The organism is Synergistetes bacterium HGW-Synergistetes-1 (assembly GCA_002839185.1).
Classification (GTDB): Bacteria; Synergistota; Synergistia; order Synergistales; family Synergistaceae; genus Caenicola.
In genome coordinates, this window is sequence record PGXO01000004.1 from 284,451 (window position 1) to 301,524 (window position 17,074).

Annotated in this window: 15 protein-coding genes and 2 tRNA genes; 16 read left to right on the forward strand and 1 reads right to left on the reverse strand. The window is 49.4% G+C overall.

Going from position 1 to position 17,074, the window contains the following annotated elements:
* The first annotated feature begins 14 nt into the window (after positions 1–14).
* The 16 genes from CVV54_04925 to CVV54_05000 all read left to right on the forward strand — a co-directional run bounded on the left by CVV54_04925 (position 15) and on the right by CVV54_05000 (position 15,402).
* Complete coding sequence (locus CVV54_04925; protein ID PKL04811.1) at positions 15–2,057, forward strand: excinuclease ABC subunit B; 2,043 nt, start codon at positions 15–17, stop codon at positions 2,055–2,057.
* Positions 1,978–4,818 carry an excinuclease ABC subunit UvrA gene (locus tag CVV54_04930; GenBank protein PKL04812.1) on the forward strand — a complete coding sequence of 947 codons (2,841 nt, stop codon included), beginning with the start codon at positions 1,978–1,980 and terminating at the stop codon, positions 4,816–4,818. Before CVV54_04925 ends, CVV54_04930 begins: the two co-directional genes overlap by 80 nt.
* Positions 4,815–5,573: a 23S rRNA (guanosine(2251)-2'-O)-methyltransferase RlmB gene (locus CVV54_04935; protein PKL04813.1), complete on the forward strand. Its 759-nt coding sequence runs from the start codon at positions 4,815–4,817 to the stop codon at positions 5,571–5,573. The genes CVV54_04930 and CVV54_04935 overlap by 4 nt, the downstream gene beginning before the upstream one ends.
* Positions 5,574–5,862: 289 nt before the next feature.
* On the forward strand, positions 5,863–6,399 hold the full coding sequence (locus tag CVV54_04940; protein PKL04814.1) for a ribosome maturation factor RimP: 537 nt from the start codon (positions 5,863–5,865) through the stop codon (positions 6,397–6,399).
* Between the two features lie 82 nt (positions 6,400–6,481).
* The gene (locus tag CVV54_04945) at positions 6,482–7,597 is read left to right on the forward strand and encodes a transcription termination/antitermination protein NusA (protein PKL04815.1); all 1,116 of its coding nucleotides are present in this window, start codon (positions 6,482–6,484) and stop codon (positions 7,595–7,597) included.
* Positions 7,598–7,603: 6 nt separating this feature from the next.
* Entirely contained in the window at positions 7,604–7,900 is a 297-nt protein-coding gene (locus CVV54_04950) for a DUF448 domain-containing protein (protein PKL04816.1), read from the forward strand.
* A gap of 1 nt (position 7,901) precedes the next feature.
* The gene (locus CVV54_04955) at positions 7,902–8,252 is read left to right on the forward strand and encodes a hypothetical protein (protein PKL04817.1); all 351 of its coding nucleotides are present in this window, start codon (positions 7,902–7,904) and stop codon (positions 8,250–8,252) included.
* On the forward strand, positions 8,230–10,260 hold the full coding sequence (locus CVV54_04960; protein ID PKL04818.1) for a translation initiation factor IF-2: 2,031 nt from the start codon (positions 8,230–8,232) through the stop codon (positions 10,258–10,260). Before CVV54_04955 ends, CVV54_04960 begins: the two co-directional genes overlap by 23 nt.
* 10 nt (positions 10,261–10,270) lie before the next feature.
* A complete protein-coding gene (locus CVV54_04965) occupies positions 10,271–10,582 on the forward strand; it encodes a DUF503 domain-containing protein (GenBank protein ID PKL04819.1) in 312 nt (103 codons plus the stop codon).
* Positions 10,569–10,940 (forward strand): ribosome-binding factor A, encoded by a 372-nt coding sequence (rbfA, locus tag CVV54_04970; GenBank protein PKL04820.1) that lies wholly within the window; start codon positions 10,569–10,571, stop codon positions 10,938–10,940. Before CVV54_04965 ends, rbfA begins: the two co-directional genes overlap by 14 nt.
* Positions 10,940–11,938 carry a hypothetical protein gene (locus CVV54_04975; GenBank protein ID PKL04821.1) on the forward strand — a complete coding sequence of 333 codons (999 nt, stop codon included), beginning with the start codon at positions 10,940–10,942 and terminating at the stop codon, positions 11,936–11,938. Before rbfA ends, CVV54_04975 begins: the two co-directional genes overlap by 1 nt.
* Positions 11,913–12,839 carry a tRNA pseudouridine(55) synthase TruB gene (gene truB / locus CVV54_04980; protein PKL04822.1) on the forward strand — a complete coding sequence of 309 codons (927 nt, stop codon included), beginning with the start codon at positions 11,913–11,915 and terminating at the stop codon, positions 12,837–12,839. Before CVV54_04975 ends, truB begins: the two co-directional genes overlap by 26 nt.
* A 1-nt stretch (position 12,840) precedes the next feature.
* A complete protein-coding gene (ribF, locus tag CVV54_04985; protein PKL04823.1) occupies positions 12,841–13,767 on the forward strand; it encodes a riboflavin biosynthesis protein RibF in 927 nt (308 codons plus the stop codon).
* Between the two features lie 350 nt (positions 13,768–14,117).
* Complete coding sequence (locus CVV54_04990; GenBank protein PKL04824.1) at positions 14,118–15,158, forward strand: peptidylprolyl isomerase; 1,041 nt, start codon at positions 14,118–14,120, stop codon at positions 15,156–15,158.
* Between the two features lie 57 nt (positions 15,159–15,215).
* Positions 15,216–15,311, forward strand: a tRNA-Ser gene (locus CVV54_04995).
* Between the two features lie 14 nt (positions 15,312–15,325).
* Positions 15,326–15,402, forward strand: a tRNA-Arg gene (locus CVV54_05000).
* A 406-nt stretch (positions 15,403–15,808) separates the two neighbouring features.
* Here the strand turns inward: CVV54_05000 and CVV54_05005 are convergent.
* The gene (locus CVV54_05005; GenBank protein PKL04825.1) at positions 15,809–17,038 is read right to left on the reverse strand and encodes a dicarboxylate/amino acid:cation symporter; all 1,230 of its coding nucleotides are present in this window, start codon (positions 17,036–17,038) and stop codon (positions 15,809–15,811) included.
* Positions 17,039–17,074: the final 36 nt, after the last annotated feature.

The window sequence follows — 17,074 nt, forward strand, 5'->3', positions numbered from 1 at the left end:
AAAGGAGAGAATTTATGTCTGACGAATTTAAGCTCTTTTCACCATGGCCTATGTCCGGGGATCAGCCTCAGGCAGTGGAGAAGCTTGTCCGGGGATTTGAAAAGCCCGGTGCTGTGCAGACGCTGCTTGGGGTTACGGGCAGCGGTAAGACCTACACGATGGCCAATGTGATCCAGAGGCTGCAGAGGCCTACTCTTGTCATGGCCCACAACAAGACCTTGGCTGCGCAGCTCTACAGTGAGTTCAAGGAATTTTTTCCCGGCAACTCGGTCAATTATTTTGTCAGCTATTACGACTACTACCAGCCAGAGGCCTACATGCCGGCTCAGGATATTTATATAGAGAAGGACGCCTCAATAAACGAGAGGATAGAGAAGCTGCGGCTTGCAACGACCAAGGCCCTGCTGGAGCGGCGGGATGTCATTGTTGTTGCAAGCGTCTCGTGCATCTATGGTCTGGGCAAACGTAAAAACTATGAGGATGCCATTTTCCGTTTTGCTGTCGGCGAGCGATGGGACCGCAGGACATTCATGACGAGGCTTCTGGATAATTATTATCAGCGCAATGACTTCGTGCTCCAGCCCGGAAACTTCCGGAGCAGGGGAGAGTCGATGGAGATATACCCCGCATACAGCGATACGGCTGTAAGGGTCATTTTTTTTGATGATGAAATAGAGCGCATAGAGGAGATAGACCCTGTGAGCGGAAGGGCTATCCTAACAAAGGACCATACGGGGATATTCCCCGCCCAGCACTATGTTACCTCTTCCGATGCAATAAACAATGCGGCAGAGCTGATAGAGAAGGAGCTTGCAGACAGAGTCACAGAGCTTGAGTCGGCAGGGAAGATCGTCGAGGCGCAGAGGCTGAAGATGAGGACCAAGTATGATCTTGAGATGCTTCTTGAGGTCGGTTACTGCTCAGGGATAGAGAACTATTCGCGCTTTCTTGACGGACGTGAGCCCGGAGACGCCCCCGGAACTCTTATGGACTTTTTTCCGGAGGATTCACTGATCTTCATCGACGAATCCCACATGACGCTTCCCCAGGTTCGCGGGATGTACAACGGGGACAGGGCAAGGAAAGAAGTCCTTGTCGAGCATGGTTTCAGGTTACCTTCATGTCTCGACAACAGGCCGCTCAAGTGGACAGAGTATGAGCCGCTTCTCAAGAACGCGCTCTTTATCTCCGCTACGCCGGGGGATTATGAGTTTGCCCATTCAGAGAATGTCGTGGAGCAGCTTATTCGGCCGACGGGAGTTACAGACCCGATCGTGGAGGTCCACCTCGCAACGGGGCAGGTGGATGACATTCTTGGCGAAGTCAGGCCGATCATTGAAGCAGGGGAACGAGTCCTCATCTCAACGCTTACCAAGCGCTCGGCGGAGGACCTTGCTGAGTATATGGCAGAGCTGGGGATAAAGGTGAGATATATCCATTCCGAGCTTGATACATTTGAACGGGCCGAGTTGCTTCGCGATCTTCGCCTCGGTGTTTTTGCCGTTCTTGTGGGAGTCAACCTCCTAAGGGAAGGAATAGACCTGCCGGAAGTCTCCCTTGTGGCTATCCTTGATGCGGACCGCGAGGGGTTTATGAGATCGCAGAGGTCGCTGATACAGATGATAGGAAGGGCTGCAAGGAACCAGGCCGGGAAGGTAATACTCTACGCTGACAGGATAACGGACAGCATTGATGCTGCAATGAAGGAGACGGAAAGAAGAAGAAACCGTCAGATATCATATAATGAAGAACACGGTATAATACCTCAGACAATATCGAAGGCGGTAAAGGACCTTCTGCCCGCCGAGCTTCTTGAAGAGGGCGGATATGCAGGCAGGAGAGCGGCTTCACCGCTTAAGGGCGCAGAAAGTGCTCCTGATATACATGAGCTTGAAAGAAAGATGTGGGCTGCGGTAGAAAAGCTTGATTTCGAGACTGCAGCGGAGATAAGGGACAATATACAGAGACTGAAAGGCGATGCGAAAATTGGAACAGAGCATAAAAATTACAGGGGCAAGACAGCACAATTTAAAAAACATAAACGCAGAAATTCCTAAAAACCAGCTCGTAGTGGTGACGGGCCCATCGGGTTCCGGCAAGTCTTCACTGGCTTTCGACACTATCTACGCCGAGGGGCAGAGACGCTATGTGGAATCCCTCTCGTCATATGCCAGGCAGTTTTTAGGAATGGCGGACAAACCCGATGTGGACGACATTAGCGGACTGTCTCCGGCCATATCGATAGAGCAGAAGGGAGCCGGTCACAATCCGCGCTCAACTGTCGGGACCGTTACAGAAATTTATGACTATTTGAGGCTTCTTTTCGGCAGAGCCGGTACTCCGCACTGCCCAAGCTGCGGCAAGGAAGTGCGCCGTTACAGCGTTGACGAGATAGTGGACAAGATATACAGAGACTATGACGGCAAACCGATAGAGATCCTCTCACCGCTTATAAAAGGCAAAAAGGGAGAGTATAAGAACCTGCTGCTGAAGCTCCATCAGCAGGGCTACCTCAAAGCCAGGGTGGACGGGACAGTCCTCTGGCTTGAGGAGGAGATAGAACTCGACAAGAAGAAAAAGCACACTATCGAATGCATCATCGACAGGCTGAGGGTGAAGGAAGATAACCGCCAGCGGCTTTCGGAAGCTATAGAGATGGCAATGAAACTATCTGAAGGATTTGTTCTTCTGGTCTCCGAGGGCATGGATGACCTGGAACTCACAGAAAAGTATATCTGTCCGGATTGCGAGATAAGTCTGCCGGAAATAGAACCGAGACTTTTTTCCTTCAATAACCCATACGGGGCATGTCCCGACTGTTCAGGCCTTGGGGTGCACCTCCATTTTTCCGAGGAACTTGCTGTCAATCCTGAATATCCTATCGGAGACGGCGGTTTTATCCCGTGGAAGAGCATGAAGTATATGATACAGAAAGCTGAGCTCATGGCCGCCCGTCACAAAGGCTGGGACCTCTCCAAACCATTTAAGGACCTTCCGGAAGATGCGAAACAGGCCCTCCTGTATGGCACTGATGAAGTGATCCCGATGATATTCAGCGACAGGAACGGGGACTGGGAATACAACGGCCATTATCCCGGACTGCTCCCCTGGCTTGAGAAACGTCTTGGCGAGACTGAATCTGATAACTACCGTGAAGAACTCCTGCGCTACCGTACAGAAGACATCTGTCAGACCTGCAGCGGAGCGAGGCTCAAGCCGGAGGTACTTGCCGTCACCCTTGGCGGATACAACATAGCTCAACTTACAGAGATGCCTATTGAGGACCTTATTAAGGTCCTTGACACAATGCAGCTTGGCGCAAGAGAGCAGAAGATAGTCGGGCAGGCTTTGACGGAAGTTCGTAAGAGACTTGCCTTCCTTAACAACGTAGGTGCTGGATATCTCAGCCTTTCAAGGCGTGCTGACACGCTGAGCGGCGGGGAGAGCCAGAGGATAAGGCTTGCCACCCAGATCGGATCCCAGCTTACAGGAGTCCTGTATGTACTGGATGAACCGACGATAGGACTTCATCCCAGGGACACGAACAGATTGCTGGACACGCTCAAGGATATCAGGGATATAGGCAATACAGTTATAGTAGTCGAACATGACAGGGAAACAATGATGGCAGCTGATTACATACTGGAGCTTGGTCCCGAGGCCGGCGAAAACGGCGGGAACCTTATCGCATGCGGAAGCGCAGCAGATATCATCAGCGGGGATACCCCGACAGCCCTCTATCTCAGAGGTGAGGCCGACGGGACATACAGGCCTAAACCAAAAAGACGGAAGGCGAAGGGAAAGATAAAGGTAACGGGGTGCTGCGAGAACAACCTGAAAAATATCGATATTGATGTCCCGCTTGGAGTCCTTGCTTCACTGAGTGGTGTATCAGGCTCAGGTAAGAGCACATTCCTGTACGAGATACTCTATAAGGGCCTCAAAGGAAAATTCGACAGGGAATACCGGGACCGCGCAGGAAAATTTGACAGCATTTCGGGTTACGAGTCACTGAGGAACGTGGTTCTCGTTGACCAGAGCCCCATCGGAAGAACCCCGCGCTCGAACCCCGCAACGTACACCGGTGTTTTTACTCCCATAAGGGAGTTCTTCGCGCAGCTTCCCGAATCCAAGCTCAGGGGATACCAGCCGGGCCGTTTCAGCTTCAACGTAAAGGGCGGGCGCTGTGAGTCGTGCAAAGGGGACGGGGAACTCAAGGTCTCAATGCTCTTTTTGCAGGATGTCTATGTCAAATGCGATGTCTGCAAAGGAACGAGGTACAACAGGGAGACGCTCGAGGTAAAGCACAAGGGGCTGTCGATCGCTGATGTGCTTGAACTGACGGTAGACGAGGCCGTGGAGCATTTCAAGGATATTCCGAGGATAGTCAACAAACTGAAAGTGATCCAGGAGGCGGGGCTTGGGTACATAAAACTTGGACAGCCTGCGCCTACGCTGAGCGGGGGAGAGGCCCAGAGGGTCAAGCTCGCTACTGAACTGAGCAAAAAGTTCAGGGGCAGCACCCTCTATCTCCTTGACGAACCAACTACAGGGCTTCATTACAACGATGTCAAAAAGCTGCTCAAGCTTCTGCACAAGCTGGTCGATCACGGTAGCTCCGTGCTCGTCATTGAGCACAATCTCGATGTCCTTGCCTCGGCTGATTACATAATGGACCTTGGCCCGGAAGGCGGCAGAAGGGGCGGAGACCTTATTGCAAAGGGAACTCCTGAAGAGATCGCCGCATCGGACGGCCCGACAGGAAAGTACCTTGCAGAATTTTTCAACGATATCAAGGAAGGCAGGAAAGCCGGATGAGAGAAGAAAAGACAAGCGTAAGCGAAGACATCTGCTGGGGCAGGAACCCGGTATTTTCCCTTCTTGAGGAGTCACCTGAGAGGTGCATGAAGGTCCTGACCTCAAAGACAGTCCAGCTCCATATAAAGGCCAGGCTGCAGGATCTCTGCAAAGCTGCCAACATAGTCCTTCTGACTGTGGATCCTGCAGCTTTAGATAAGATGACGAATAAAGAGAATCACCAGGGAGTAGTTGCCTACATGGCGCCGATGAAACTCTGGGACGCAGAGGAAATTATCCAAATGCTGCCCAAAGCGCCGGAACCCGCAATGGTGCTGCTCTGTGACCATCTCCAGGATCCGCATAACCTTGGAGCCGTGATCAGGAGCGCCGAAGCTGCAGGAGCATCGGCTGTGATGATCCCCAAGCGAGGCGGAGCTCTTCCGACAGGAACGGTAGTAAAGACCAGCGCAGGCGCTGCTCTGAGACTGCCCATAGCAAAGACAGGAAACGTATCCCAGACGATAAGGCTGCTTCAGGAAGCTAATTTCTGGGTGGTAGGCCTTTCGATGGAAGCCGAAGAGACCCTCTTTAAGGAAGACATGCCCCCGAGGGTCGTGATCGTAATAGGTGCCGAAGGCGACGGCCTGGGCCAGGCAGTAGCAAAGTCCTGCGACGAGTTGAGGCACATCCCCATGGCCGGAAAGACCGGATCACTGAACGCATCGGTGGCGGCTTCTCTGGCGCTTTTCGAATACAAAAGATCTCGCAGGTGAACCATCTGCGGAAGTCAATTGGTAGTCAATAGCGAATCGATAGCAAATCAATTGTTTGGAACTGATAATCTGTCCCCTTCCGCGATCTGCCCCAAATGCGGCAATTGAGATTTAGAGCAAGTGATAACGACGCAATGCGCAGTGGAGCCTTTCGAAGGCGTATATGAATACGTCGAAGGGAGGCTCCGCAAGTCTTGCTATGTTAGCGCTGCTATAAATCACAATTGCTTGCTTTTTCTCAGAATAATGCTACAATTTATTTACTAATTCAGGGGCAAGTACTGGAAGAGTGGGTCGTGCCCACTCTTCTTGCTTTACAGGGGGGTATACGGTGGAAAAGATCAAGCTGAGCGACATATACAGCGGACTCAGGGAGCGGATAGAATCGCTCGGTTACAACTGTGTCGGCTTTGAAAACGTCACCGAGGATGAGATGAAGATACTCCGTGTCTATGTAGACCTTCCCGGAGGAGTGAACCTCTCCGACTGTGAAGCAGTGGCAAGGGAGGTAAATGTCTATCTTGATGAGATGGAAACCTCTCTTCCCGAAAGATATTATCTGGAGGTCAGTTCACCCGGTCTGGAACGCCCCCTCTTCACTCCGGAAGATTATAAATCATTTTCCGGCAGGGAAGCACAGATATCGCTGAAAGGCGGCAGAAAGATCGCCGGCATTATAAACGGAGTGGACGACGATGGCATGGTACATTTCCTTTTTGCCGATGGTGAGAGTTCGGTTCCGTTTGCTGACATAAAAAAAGGCAAGCTCATTTATAAAGAGGAAAAGGGCCAGAAGAAGACTTTCAAAAAGATAAAGAAAAAGTGAGTTTTGTAAAAACGCCTTTTTCTTCCCTCCTTTTAGCGGTCGGACAACAGTCAAGAATAATTTCATGAGAGGAGTTAAATAGATGCAGCTTGGAAAAGATTTCAAGAAAGTACTTAAGCAGATAGAGGAAGAAAAGGGACTTTCGGAGGAGATCATCGTTGCGAGTCTGGAAGCTGCTATGGTATCTGCCTATAAGAAGTACAAGGGCGGAAATCAGACGGCAGAAGTCCATATAGATGTCGATTCCGGTGATTTCACCCTCTATGAGGTCAGACTTGTCGTTCCTGACGAGACTTCCGATGAATCGGAGATCTCTATTGCTGAAGCAAAGCGCAGGGGAAATGACGATGTTGAGCCCGGAGATATCATAAGGAAAGAAGTTTTTCCTGAAGATTTTGGTCGGATAGCCGCCCAGACAGCTCGCCAGGTCATCATCCAGAGGCTGAAGGATGCTGAGCGCCAGGTGATTTACGAGCAGTTCTCGGACAAGATAGGCAATATCATCACGGGAACTATATTCAAGTCTGAAGGTGATCAGATACTGGTCCGCCTTAACGAAAAGACAGAGGCTATAATGCCCAAGGAAGAGCGTATAATCGGAGAAAAATATCTTCCGGGTTCAAGGATGAAGTTTTATCTGCTTGATGTAAGGCAGACAACTAGAGGTCCCCGCATAATAGTATCAAGGACCCATCCGAAACTCCTTCACAAGCTTCTTGAGCTTGAGGTGCCGGAAATCCAGGACGGAGTAGTTGAGATCCGCAACATCGTCAGGGAGGCAGGCACACGTGCCAAGATCGCTGTTGCAAGCCTTGATGCGAACGTTGAGCCCCTTGGGGCCTGCGTGGGAAAGCAGGGAGCGCGCATCAAGTCTATAAGCAACGAGCTGCACGGCGAGAGGATAGATATTATCGTGTGGAGCCAGGATATCCTTACTTATATAAGGAATTCCCTCTCTCCTGCGAAAGTACTGAAGATCGAGCCTCTGCTTGACCAGGACCGCTCTGTTATTGTCTATGTCCGCTCGGACCAGCTCTCACTTGCGATAGGGAAGGCCGGACAGAACGTACGGCTTGCTGCGCGTCTGACGGGCTGGAAAATTGACATCAAGGTCAAAGAGGACGAAAAGCTGCCTACGATGAAGGATCTTTTTGAAGACCTGAGCAGCGTTATCGAAGACGAAGACGACGAAGGATAGAACGGCATGATGGGCGAGGAACGTAAGACAGAAAAAAGAAAACGTCCCCGCACATGTGTCGGATGCGGCGAAGAATCTCCCAAACGCGAACTTCTGAGAGTTATAAGAACTCCTGAAGGCGAGGTCAGATATGATCCGACAGGGAGAGCTAACGGCCGCGGGGCGTATATATGCAGCTGCCGGGAGTGTGTGGCACTGGCTAAAAAGAAAAAAGCGCTTTCCAGGGCTCTTAAGTCAGATGTCAGCGAGGATGTATACGAAAACCTGCTGGCGCTTTGTATAGATGAAATGAGGGAGGCTTGAGATGAATCAGTCAAAAAACGAGGAACTGATGAATATCCTTGGCCTTTCCAGAAGAGCAGGAATACTTCTTATTGGACAGGATCAGGTGCTTGCCGGCGATAAACACAATGAAAAACTTGTAGTTATTGTAACTTCGGATTGTTCCGCCAACGTCCTCCGTTCCCTGAAGCCAAGGGTCGAACGTGGAGAAGTCGTCCTGCTGAAATTGGAAGATACGGATAGGACCGCTCTGGGATCACATCTCGGAGTGGGATCAGCACAGATCGCCGCCCTTCCGCATGGCGGACTGGCTAAAAAGGTTTTGGCAATTTATGACAGGAGTGATGCCAATGAGCAAAATCAGAGTTTATAATCTCGCGAAAATGTTTGAGATGAGCAATACGGAGATGGTGGAATTATTGACTGAAATTGGGGTCAATATCAAATCGCACATGAGTTCGATCGATGAGGAAGTTTCCATTCTTGTCGAGGAGGAACTGAAAAGAAGAAAAGATGCGGAAGAGAAAAAGGCTGTCGAAGCCATAACGACGTACCAGGTAGTAAATGTCAGCGAAGGCGCGTCAGTTTCGGATGTGGCCGCCAGCATCGGGGAAAAACCGGGCAGTGCGGTCAAGATCCTTATGGCTGAGGGCCTTATGGTCCCTGCAACAGTTGCGGCTGACGAAAAGATCCTTGAGATCCTCGGAAAAGGCTTCGAGAAGCACTTTGTCTTCGGAAAACCTGAAGAGAAAGAAACTGCATCGGATAAGACTGAGGCCAAGACCGCCAAAAAAGAAGAGAAGCAGCCCGCACCCAAAAAAGGGACGAAAAAGGGCAAAGAATCTGCAGCGAAGGACCCGTCGGATCTGCCCTTCAGGCCTCCTATCATTACTGTCATGGGCCACGTTGACCATGGAAAGACGACACTCCTTGACTACATAAGGAAGACAAGAGTGACTGAAAAGGAAGCTGGAGGTATCACACAGCATATAGGTGCCTCAAGGGTCAATTACGAAGGCAATACGCTGGTATTCCTCGACACCCCTGGACACGAGGCGTTTACCTCCATGCGCGCAAGGGGCGCTCAGGTGACTGACATAGCGATCCTGGTAGTTGCGGCAGATGACGGCATAATGCCCCAGACCATTGAGGCAATGAACCATGCCAAAGCTGCCGGAGTTCCTATAGTCGTAGCAGTCAACAAGATAGACAAACCTGCAGCCAAGCCTGAAAGGGTCCGCCAGCAGCTTTCTGATTACGGCCTTGCTCCAGAGGAGTGGGGCGGTGATACGATCATGGTCGACGTTGGTGCCAAGACCGGCATAAATGTTGATCAGCTGCTTGAGATGGTCATTCTGGTCGCGGAGATGCAGGAACTTAAGGCAGACCCGAACGCCGCGCCGGAAGGCACTGTTATAGAGGCGAACCTCGACAAGGGCAAGGGCCCCGTTGCTACTGTCATCGTGCAGAACGGGACGCTTCGCCGCGGAAACATTATCCACACAGAAACTGCCTGGGGAAAGATAAGGGCAATGATAGATGATTCAGGCCGGAATGTTGACAGCGCCGGTCCCAGCATGCCTGTTGAGATCCTTGGGCTGGAAAACGTCCCCCAGCCAGGCGAAAAGTTCTCGGTCATCGGCTCAGAACGTGAAGCACGCGATATCATGTCGCACTACGAGTTCGAGCGCAGGGAGATGGACCAGAGCAAGTCAAAGAGGCTTACCCTTGAAGAACTTTATGAGAAGATGCAGACGGAAGAAGTCCCGCAGCTTCGCATAGTCCTCAAGACTGACGTCCAGGGTTCACTCGAGGCCTTCCACTCATCACTCATGAAGATGAACACGGATGCTGTAACTGTGAACATAGTACACGAAGGAGTCGGAAGGATATCTGAATCCGATGTCATGCTTGCATCGGCTTCCAACGCCATCATCGTTGGATTCAACGTCAGGCCTGACGGCAATGCAAAGAAGATCTCCGAAGCAGAAGGGGTGCAGATAAGACTCTATCAGGTCATTTATGACATGCTGGACGATGTTCATGCAGCCATGGAGGGTATGCTTGCTCCTGAGCTTCGTGAAAACACTCTTGGAACGGCAGAGATAAGGGAAATGTTCAAGGTACCCAAGATCGGCAACATAGCCGGATGCAGAGTTATGGAAGGTCTTTTAAGAAGAAACGCTAAAGTACGCCTTATCCGCGACGGAGTGGTTTTCTGGAACGGAGAGCTTTCAAGCCTCAAGCATTTCAAGGATGACGTAAGGGAGATCCGCTCAGGCAACGAATGCGGTCTCAGCTTTGAAAAGTTCCAGGATTTCCGTGTTGGAGACGTGATCGAGGCTTACGAAATAGTAAAGGAAAAGAAGACTCTGGATTAAGGAGCAGAAAATGCCTTTCTGGATAGGAGTCGCCGAGTGTTCTTTGAGGCTGCCTTACGCGGGAAGCCTTAAGGAACGAAGGCATGTCGTCCGATCTATACTGGACGGAGTGCGAAACCGTTTCAGCCTCTCTTCATCAGACCTTGGGCCTGCAGACAAATGGCAGGACGCAGAGCTGGGTTTTGCTGCGGCCGGTTCTTCTCCATCTGAGCTTGAAGAAAGACTCAGGAACCTGGAGAGCTTCCTGGCGAGAAGGGAAGCGGAAGGTGAGTTTGAGATAGTACGTTTCACTTGGGAGGTTTTTGCCTATGGTGACTTATAGGATCGACCGTATAAACAAAGAATTTTTAAGGGCAATTTCTGAGATACTTCAGGTCCGGATAAAGAAAGATAACGTAAGGGATGCGATCCTGACCAAGGTAAGCACATCGAAAGACCTGAGCTTTGCCAAGGTCTTTTATACCCTTATAGACATGGACCGCAAGGATGAGATACAGAAGGCGCTTGACTCCACGGCAGGACAGATAAGGTCTATGCTTGGGAAAGATATGCATCTGCGTACCATACCGGAACTCCACTTTGTCTACGACGACTCGGAAGCCAAAGCTAGAGCGATGGAGGAACTGCTTGACAAAGTAGCTGCCATGGATGCAGAAAAAAAGTCTTCAGGAGAAAACTGATGCTGGATATGGCAGTCATGAGAGAGGTCATAAAAAAATTTAGTTCAAGTGATAAATGGGTGATTTTATGTCATGAAAATCCTGACGGGGACACAATGGGATGCGGTCTTGCCCTCTATTCACTTGGAAAGAGGCTGGGGAAAAAAGTCAGGGTAATGGGAAGAGATCCTATTCCTGGAAGATACAGGTTCCTTCCCTATTACCACGATTTCGAGTGTTGCAAAGAGATCGTGGAAGAGGACATCAAAAATGCCCTTATGATCTGCGTTGACACCAGCACCGTGGCAAGAAGCATGCCAGGCCTTAAAGAAGTGCTTCCCGTTGCGGACAGCATAAACATCGATCATCATGGCGACAACCATCTTTACTGCAAGCTTAATCTGGTGGATCCTGATGTCTCCGCATCTGCAGAGTTGATCACCGAACTGTTTATTGAAGGCGGATGGGGCATTGAAGAGGATGAGGCGATCTGTCTCTATACAGGGCTGTCGACAGACAACGGAAATTTCAGGTTCGGAACTACCACAGCAAGGAGCCATCTGTGTGCTGCTAGGCTTCTTGAAGCAGGAGTAAAGCCTGCTGTAATAGATGAATATGTAAATGAAAACATGACGCCCTCAATACTTAAACTCTGGGGCCTGGCCTTCACGAGAACAGAGATGTTTTCTAACGGCAGAGGAGCACTCTTCTGGCTGAAGAAGGAAGATTTCGAAGAGGCTGGAGCTGATTCAAGCGCAGTCGATGGTCTTGTTAATAAGCTGCTTAAGATCACAGGCGTAAAAGTTGCATTGTTCCTGACTGAAGTAAATGGTGAAAATAAGGTCAGTATAAGGACTAAAACTCCATACGTAGCCAGGGATATAGCGTCTGTATTCGGCGGCGGAGGCCATCTTCAGGCTGCCGGAGCAAAGGTCGAGGGTACTTTTCATAATGCATTCGATTCTGTAAAGGCAGAGGCGGAGAAATATATTGATGACAGGACTGCTGCTCTTAAATAAGCCGACAGAGATGCGCAGCACAAAATGTGTAGAGCTGGTGCGCAATAAACTTGGCAGAAAAACTAAAGTCGGACACGGAGGCACACTTGATTCCACAGCCTCCGGTCTTCTTATTATCCTTATAGGCGCTGCGACAAGGCTTAGCAATTTTGTCATGGATATGCCGAAGTCTTACGAGACTGTTGCATGTCTGGGTGTTGAAACATCTACCGATGATGCATCGGGCGAAATCATCCGCAGGAACGGCTGTGGAAATATCAGCGAAAAAGATATTGATCTGGCTCTTCCTTCTTTTTTTGGCTGGAGGATGCAGGCTCCGCCGGACATATCTGCTGTCCACGTTGACGGACGGAGAGCACATGAACTTGCAAGAGAGGGACATGATGTCCATATCGAAATGAAGCCAGTTTTTTTTGCTTTTTCTTTAAGAACAAGCGTAATATCGGATGACTGCAAAGTTTCTTTCCGGATAAACTGCAGGAAAGGCACCTATATCAGAAGCTTTGTAAGAGATATGGGACAGATTCTTGGTTGTGGAGCACACGTGAGCGAGCTTAAAAGGCTAAGCTGCGGACCCTTTGAACTGGATAACGCGCTGGATGCAGCGTTATTGGAAGAGATCAGCAAAGAGGATCTGGCAGAAAAAGTAATTCCCCTTGAAAGCGTTTGTCCTGCAGCAGCATCTTACCTATGCGGGGAAGAAGAGACAGAGAGGCTTATCAATGGTCAGCACATCTCTCTGCATAGGCTGAAAAGAGAGAACTTTGCAAGATACTCAAGCACTTCCGGGGACATGATAGTAAGATCTGAAAAGATATTTTCCATCTGTAAATTCAAAGATCAGGGCAAATCATACGACCTTTTGCCTGCAGTCAATATAATCAACGACAGGAGCAATTGAAATGATTTTTGCACTAGGAGCCTTTGACGGTTTTCATCTGGGTCATCAGCGTCTGCTTGAGACAGCTAAAGAGCGTGCTGCCAAAGCTGGAACTGAATGGGGAGTCATTACCTTTGAGGGACATCCTCAGCTGGTTTTCAATAAAGACACATTCAAACTCCTATTCACTCCGGAAGAGAGAGACATGCTGATAAAGTACCTCGGCATACCTGTTGCGGACAAAGTGCCTTTCAACATTACCCTGGCAGACATGCTTCCGGCTGATTTTTTGGACCATATTGCCAAGAGGATATCGATAGAAGGGCTTGTAATAGGAGAGAATTTCCGCTTTGGAAGAGCCAGGATAGGAACTCCGGAACTCCTCGCAGAACTTTGCGAAGAACGCGGATGGTCTCTTGATGTTATTGGTTCATACAGGCTTAACGGCGGCATAGTAAGCAGCACCTCTGTCAGAGAGGCTGTCCTGAGAGGCCAGGTCGAGTCTGCCTGTGAGATGCTTGGTTATCCCTTTATGATACAAAGTAAGGTCATAAAAGGCGACGGAAGGGGCAGAGTGCTTGGATTTCCAACAGCAAACCTCTCTGTGAGGCCCAATAAGATCTATCCGGCCAGGGGAAGCTATGCAGGAATTTCCCATATTAATGGGAAATGGTATCCCGTTGCTCTTAATATCGGATATAACCCTACTTTTGAAGGATCAAGAGGGCTGCACTGTGAAGCTCATATCGTTGGTTTTGACGGAGATCTTTATGAGAAAACCATAACGCTGCACATTGTTTCCAGAAATAGGGAAGAGATGAAATTTGCCGGTGCTGATGCCCTTGTACAGCAGCTTAAAAAAGACATAAGGCACGCCAAAGCCAAAGCAGCGGAGTATATGAAAAGCTCAGCAGCGCAGCTTGATAGGTTTGCGAAGCTTATTCTTTGACATGAGGGCGTAGCTGACGTATTATTGTCACCGTGTCCTAAATTGCTGCCGCGGGAGTCAATAGGGAATCGATAGGAAATCAATAGGCAGTCAATGGGTAATGCCTACGGCGAAGATCGTGCCGTGGGAATCAATTGCAATTCGGTTGGGAGTCAATTGGTAAGATTTTAGGATTACACAACTGATTTGCTATCGATTCCCAATTGATTACCAATAGAATCTCGCGGCACAGCCATTGCCGCAGCTCCTAACAACTGATTTGCAACCGATTACCAATAGATTACCAATAGAATCCCGCGGCACGTTTTCTGCCGCACCCAGGCTTTTTAATTGAAGGAGGACGATTTTCCTTGTTGAGGTATCTAAGATCACACGTTAAGTCAATAATGATAGCTGTAATAGTTTTGTTTGTGGTTTCCATCTTTGCCGGTTATGGTCTCTATGCCCGCTCCGGAAAGGGGTCAGATGGTCAGAGAGATTATGCTGTTGCTGAGATAAACGGGAAAGATGTTATGCGTTCTGACATAGAAAAAGGAACGATGCAGCTTGCTGAACAGCTTGGTTCAGAAAAAGAGGTCACATCTGCGGATATTCCTCTCATGAGGAAAGCTATTCTTGACAGCACAGCGATAGAGGCCGAGCTCGAAAAAGAGATCAAAAGCCGCAATATCGAAGTGACTGAGGATGAGATAGATGAGGCTTATACAAACATAATGGACAGCTATCCTACAAGGGAAGAGTTCAAAGCATTCATGGAACGCTCAGAAATAACAGAAGTTCAGGTAAAGTCAGATATCAAAAAGCAGATATCGCAGAAAAAGGTTATGGATGCGCTTGCTGCAGAGATAAATGTACCTGATGATGAAGCGCGCAAGTTCTATGACTCAGCCAAGACTTTCCTCTATAAACAGCCTGCAGGATTTAAGGTAAATATAGCTACTTTCAAGAGCAACGAAGCCGCCAAGCTTGCTCAGAAGTCGATCGAAGGCGGAGAAGGCTGGGATAAGGTCATGGATCAGCACAAAGCTGACATAATGACATCGACGCCTTACGATAAACCTGTGCTTATAACAGTACAGATGATGGTCGATTCACTTGCTGCGCTGAAAGATCTCCCGCTCAACAAAGTCTCGCCTGTTATGCCTGTTACCAGCAGTGATTCCTATGTTGCGATAAAACGGAGCAAAGAGGCAGAAAAACAGCTGAGCTACAATGAAGTAAGTGCAGATGTAGTTGCGATGATAAAAAACCAGAAAGCTCAGGAAAAGCAACAGGAGTTTTATGAGGAGCTTCTTTCCAGGGCAAAGATAAAGATCCTTGATCCCGAAATTTTCCCTGCTCCGACATCGGCTGACATAAAAACAGAGGTAAAATCTGAAGATAAGCAGTAACAAGCCCCATTAAAGGTATTGACAAAGCCAGTCTTGAGCAATAAAATAGCCCCTGTTGGTGAGGTGGCCGAGCTAGGCTGAAGGCGCTCGCCTGCTAAGCGGGTAGGGTGGCCAAAACCGCCCTCCAGGGTTCAAATCCCTGCCTCACCGCCATCAAATAAGGAATTGCGCCGGTAGCTCAACTGGATAGAGCATCGGACTACGGATCCGAAGGTTACGAGTTCAAATCTTGTCCGGCGCGCCATTGGAAACAAAGGAGTCCCGTCTGTATAGACGGGACTCCTTTTGATTAAGCGGCAATTGGGGCATCTCGGAGCGCTGCATTAGTAATTTGCCATTGTGAAACTGCGGCCGGAGAAATGCCGCGTGAAGCGGCGATTATTATCGCCGTGAAGCGATTGTTTTTCAAGACGTCCGAACTATGGTTTCATCTTAAACGACTGCTTCACTCTCGCTTCACGTGACTGTATTTGTCGCAGTTTCACAATTGTAACCATTGTTTCACAACCGTTTCACGCCGGAGTTTTTCCTGCAGCTTCACTACAACCCTTTGCTAAGCCAGAAGGGACAGAGATCTCATTGCTTGAGACAAAAAAAGCGGTCCCGTCTTTTGACGGGACCGCTCGCCGGATGGCTGGAAACAACTTAAATTAGAATTTCTCTCCTTCAGACCTGGCAACAACTGCCGAGACGCACATGTCGCCTGTGACGTTGATGGAGGTGCGGGCCATGTCGAGGACTGCGTCGATACCTGCTACAAGTCCGATACCCTCAATAGGGAGACCGGCAGAGGTGAGGACCATGGAAAGCATGATCAGTCCTGCTCCGGGAACGCCTGCTGTACCAATTGAGGCCAGGGTCGCTGTGAGGAGGATGCCGACCTGTGCACCTATAGAGAGAGGAATTCCGAATGCCTGTGCAACGAAGAGAGCGCAGACGCCCTGATAAAGGGCGGTTCCGTCCATGTTGATCGTGGCTCCCAATGGGAGGACAAACGACGAAACTTTTTCTGATACTCCGAGGTTTTCCTGGACGTTTCTCATTGAGATGGGGAGAACTCCGGAGCTTGAACGTGTTACGAAAGCTGCGAGCATCGCTTCTTTAACTCCGTTGAAGAACCAGAGCGGTGATTTCTTGACGAAAACCGTGATCAGGCTTGAGTATACGAAAACAGCCTGGAGGAAACAGCCAAGATATACCGCGAATATGACCTTCGCAAATGGAGCAAGGACTGCAGGGCCATACTTTGCCGCAGTAACGGCGATGAGTGCAAAGATGCCGAGGGGTGCAAATTTCATGACGATCCCGGTCATTTTGTACATCGTCTCAGCCAGGGATTCAGTGAACTGAAGGAATATCTTTCCTTTTTCCCCTATTAGGGTAGCAGATACTCCAAGGAAGAGGGCAAATACGATGATCTGAAGCATTGAACCGCTGACAAGGGCTTGCAACGGATTTGACGGGACTATGCCGAGAAGGACATCGACCATGCCGGCCGCTGCCTTTGCTTCTCCTGCAGCGCCTTCAATACTGAGTCCCACTCCGGGCTGGATGATATTGCCGAGGATCAGACCGAAGATTATCGCTACAACAGTTGTAGATAGATAGAGAACGATCGTCTTTACTCCAATGCGACCCAGAACTTTAGGGTCTCCTATCGATGCCGCACCTGTGATGATGCTGGCAAAAACAAGGGGAACGATGAGCATTTTCAAGAGTCCGAGGAAGATTTTACCAATGAGGTCAAGAAGGGGGATAAGGAAATTTGAGATGAAGGTACTTGATTGCTGCATCGGGCCAATTACGAACCCTAAAACGATACCAATTACGAACCCGATGGCTATCTTCCAGATAAGGGGCATCTGTTTTTTCTCCTGCATTCGAATCACTCCTTAAGAAATGTTTTTTGATAAAAA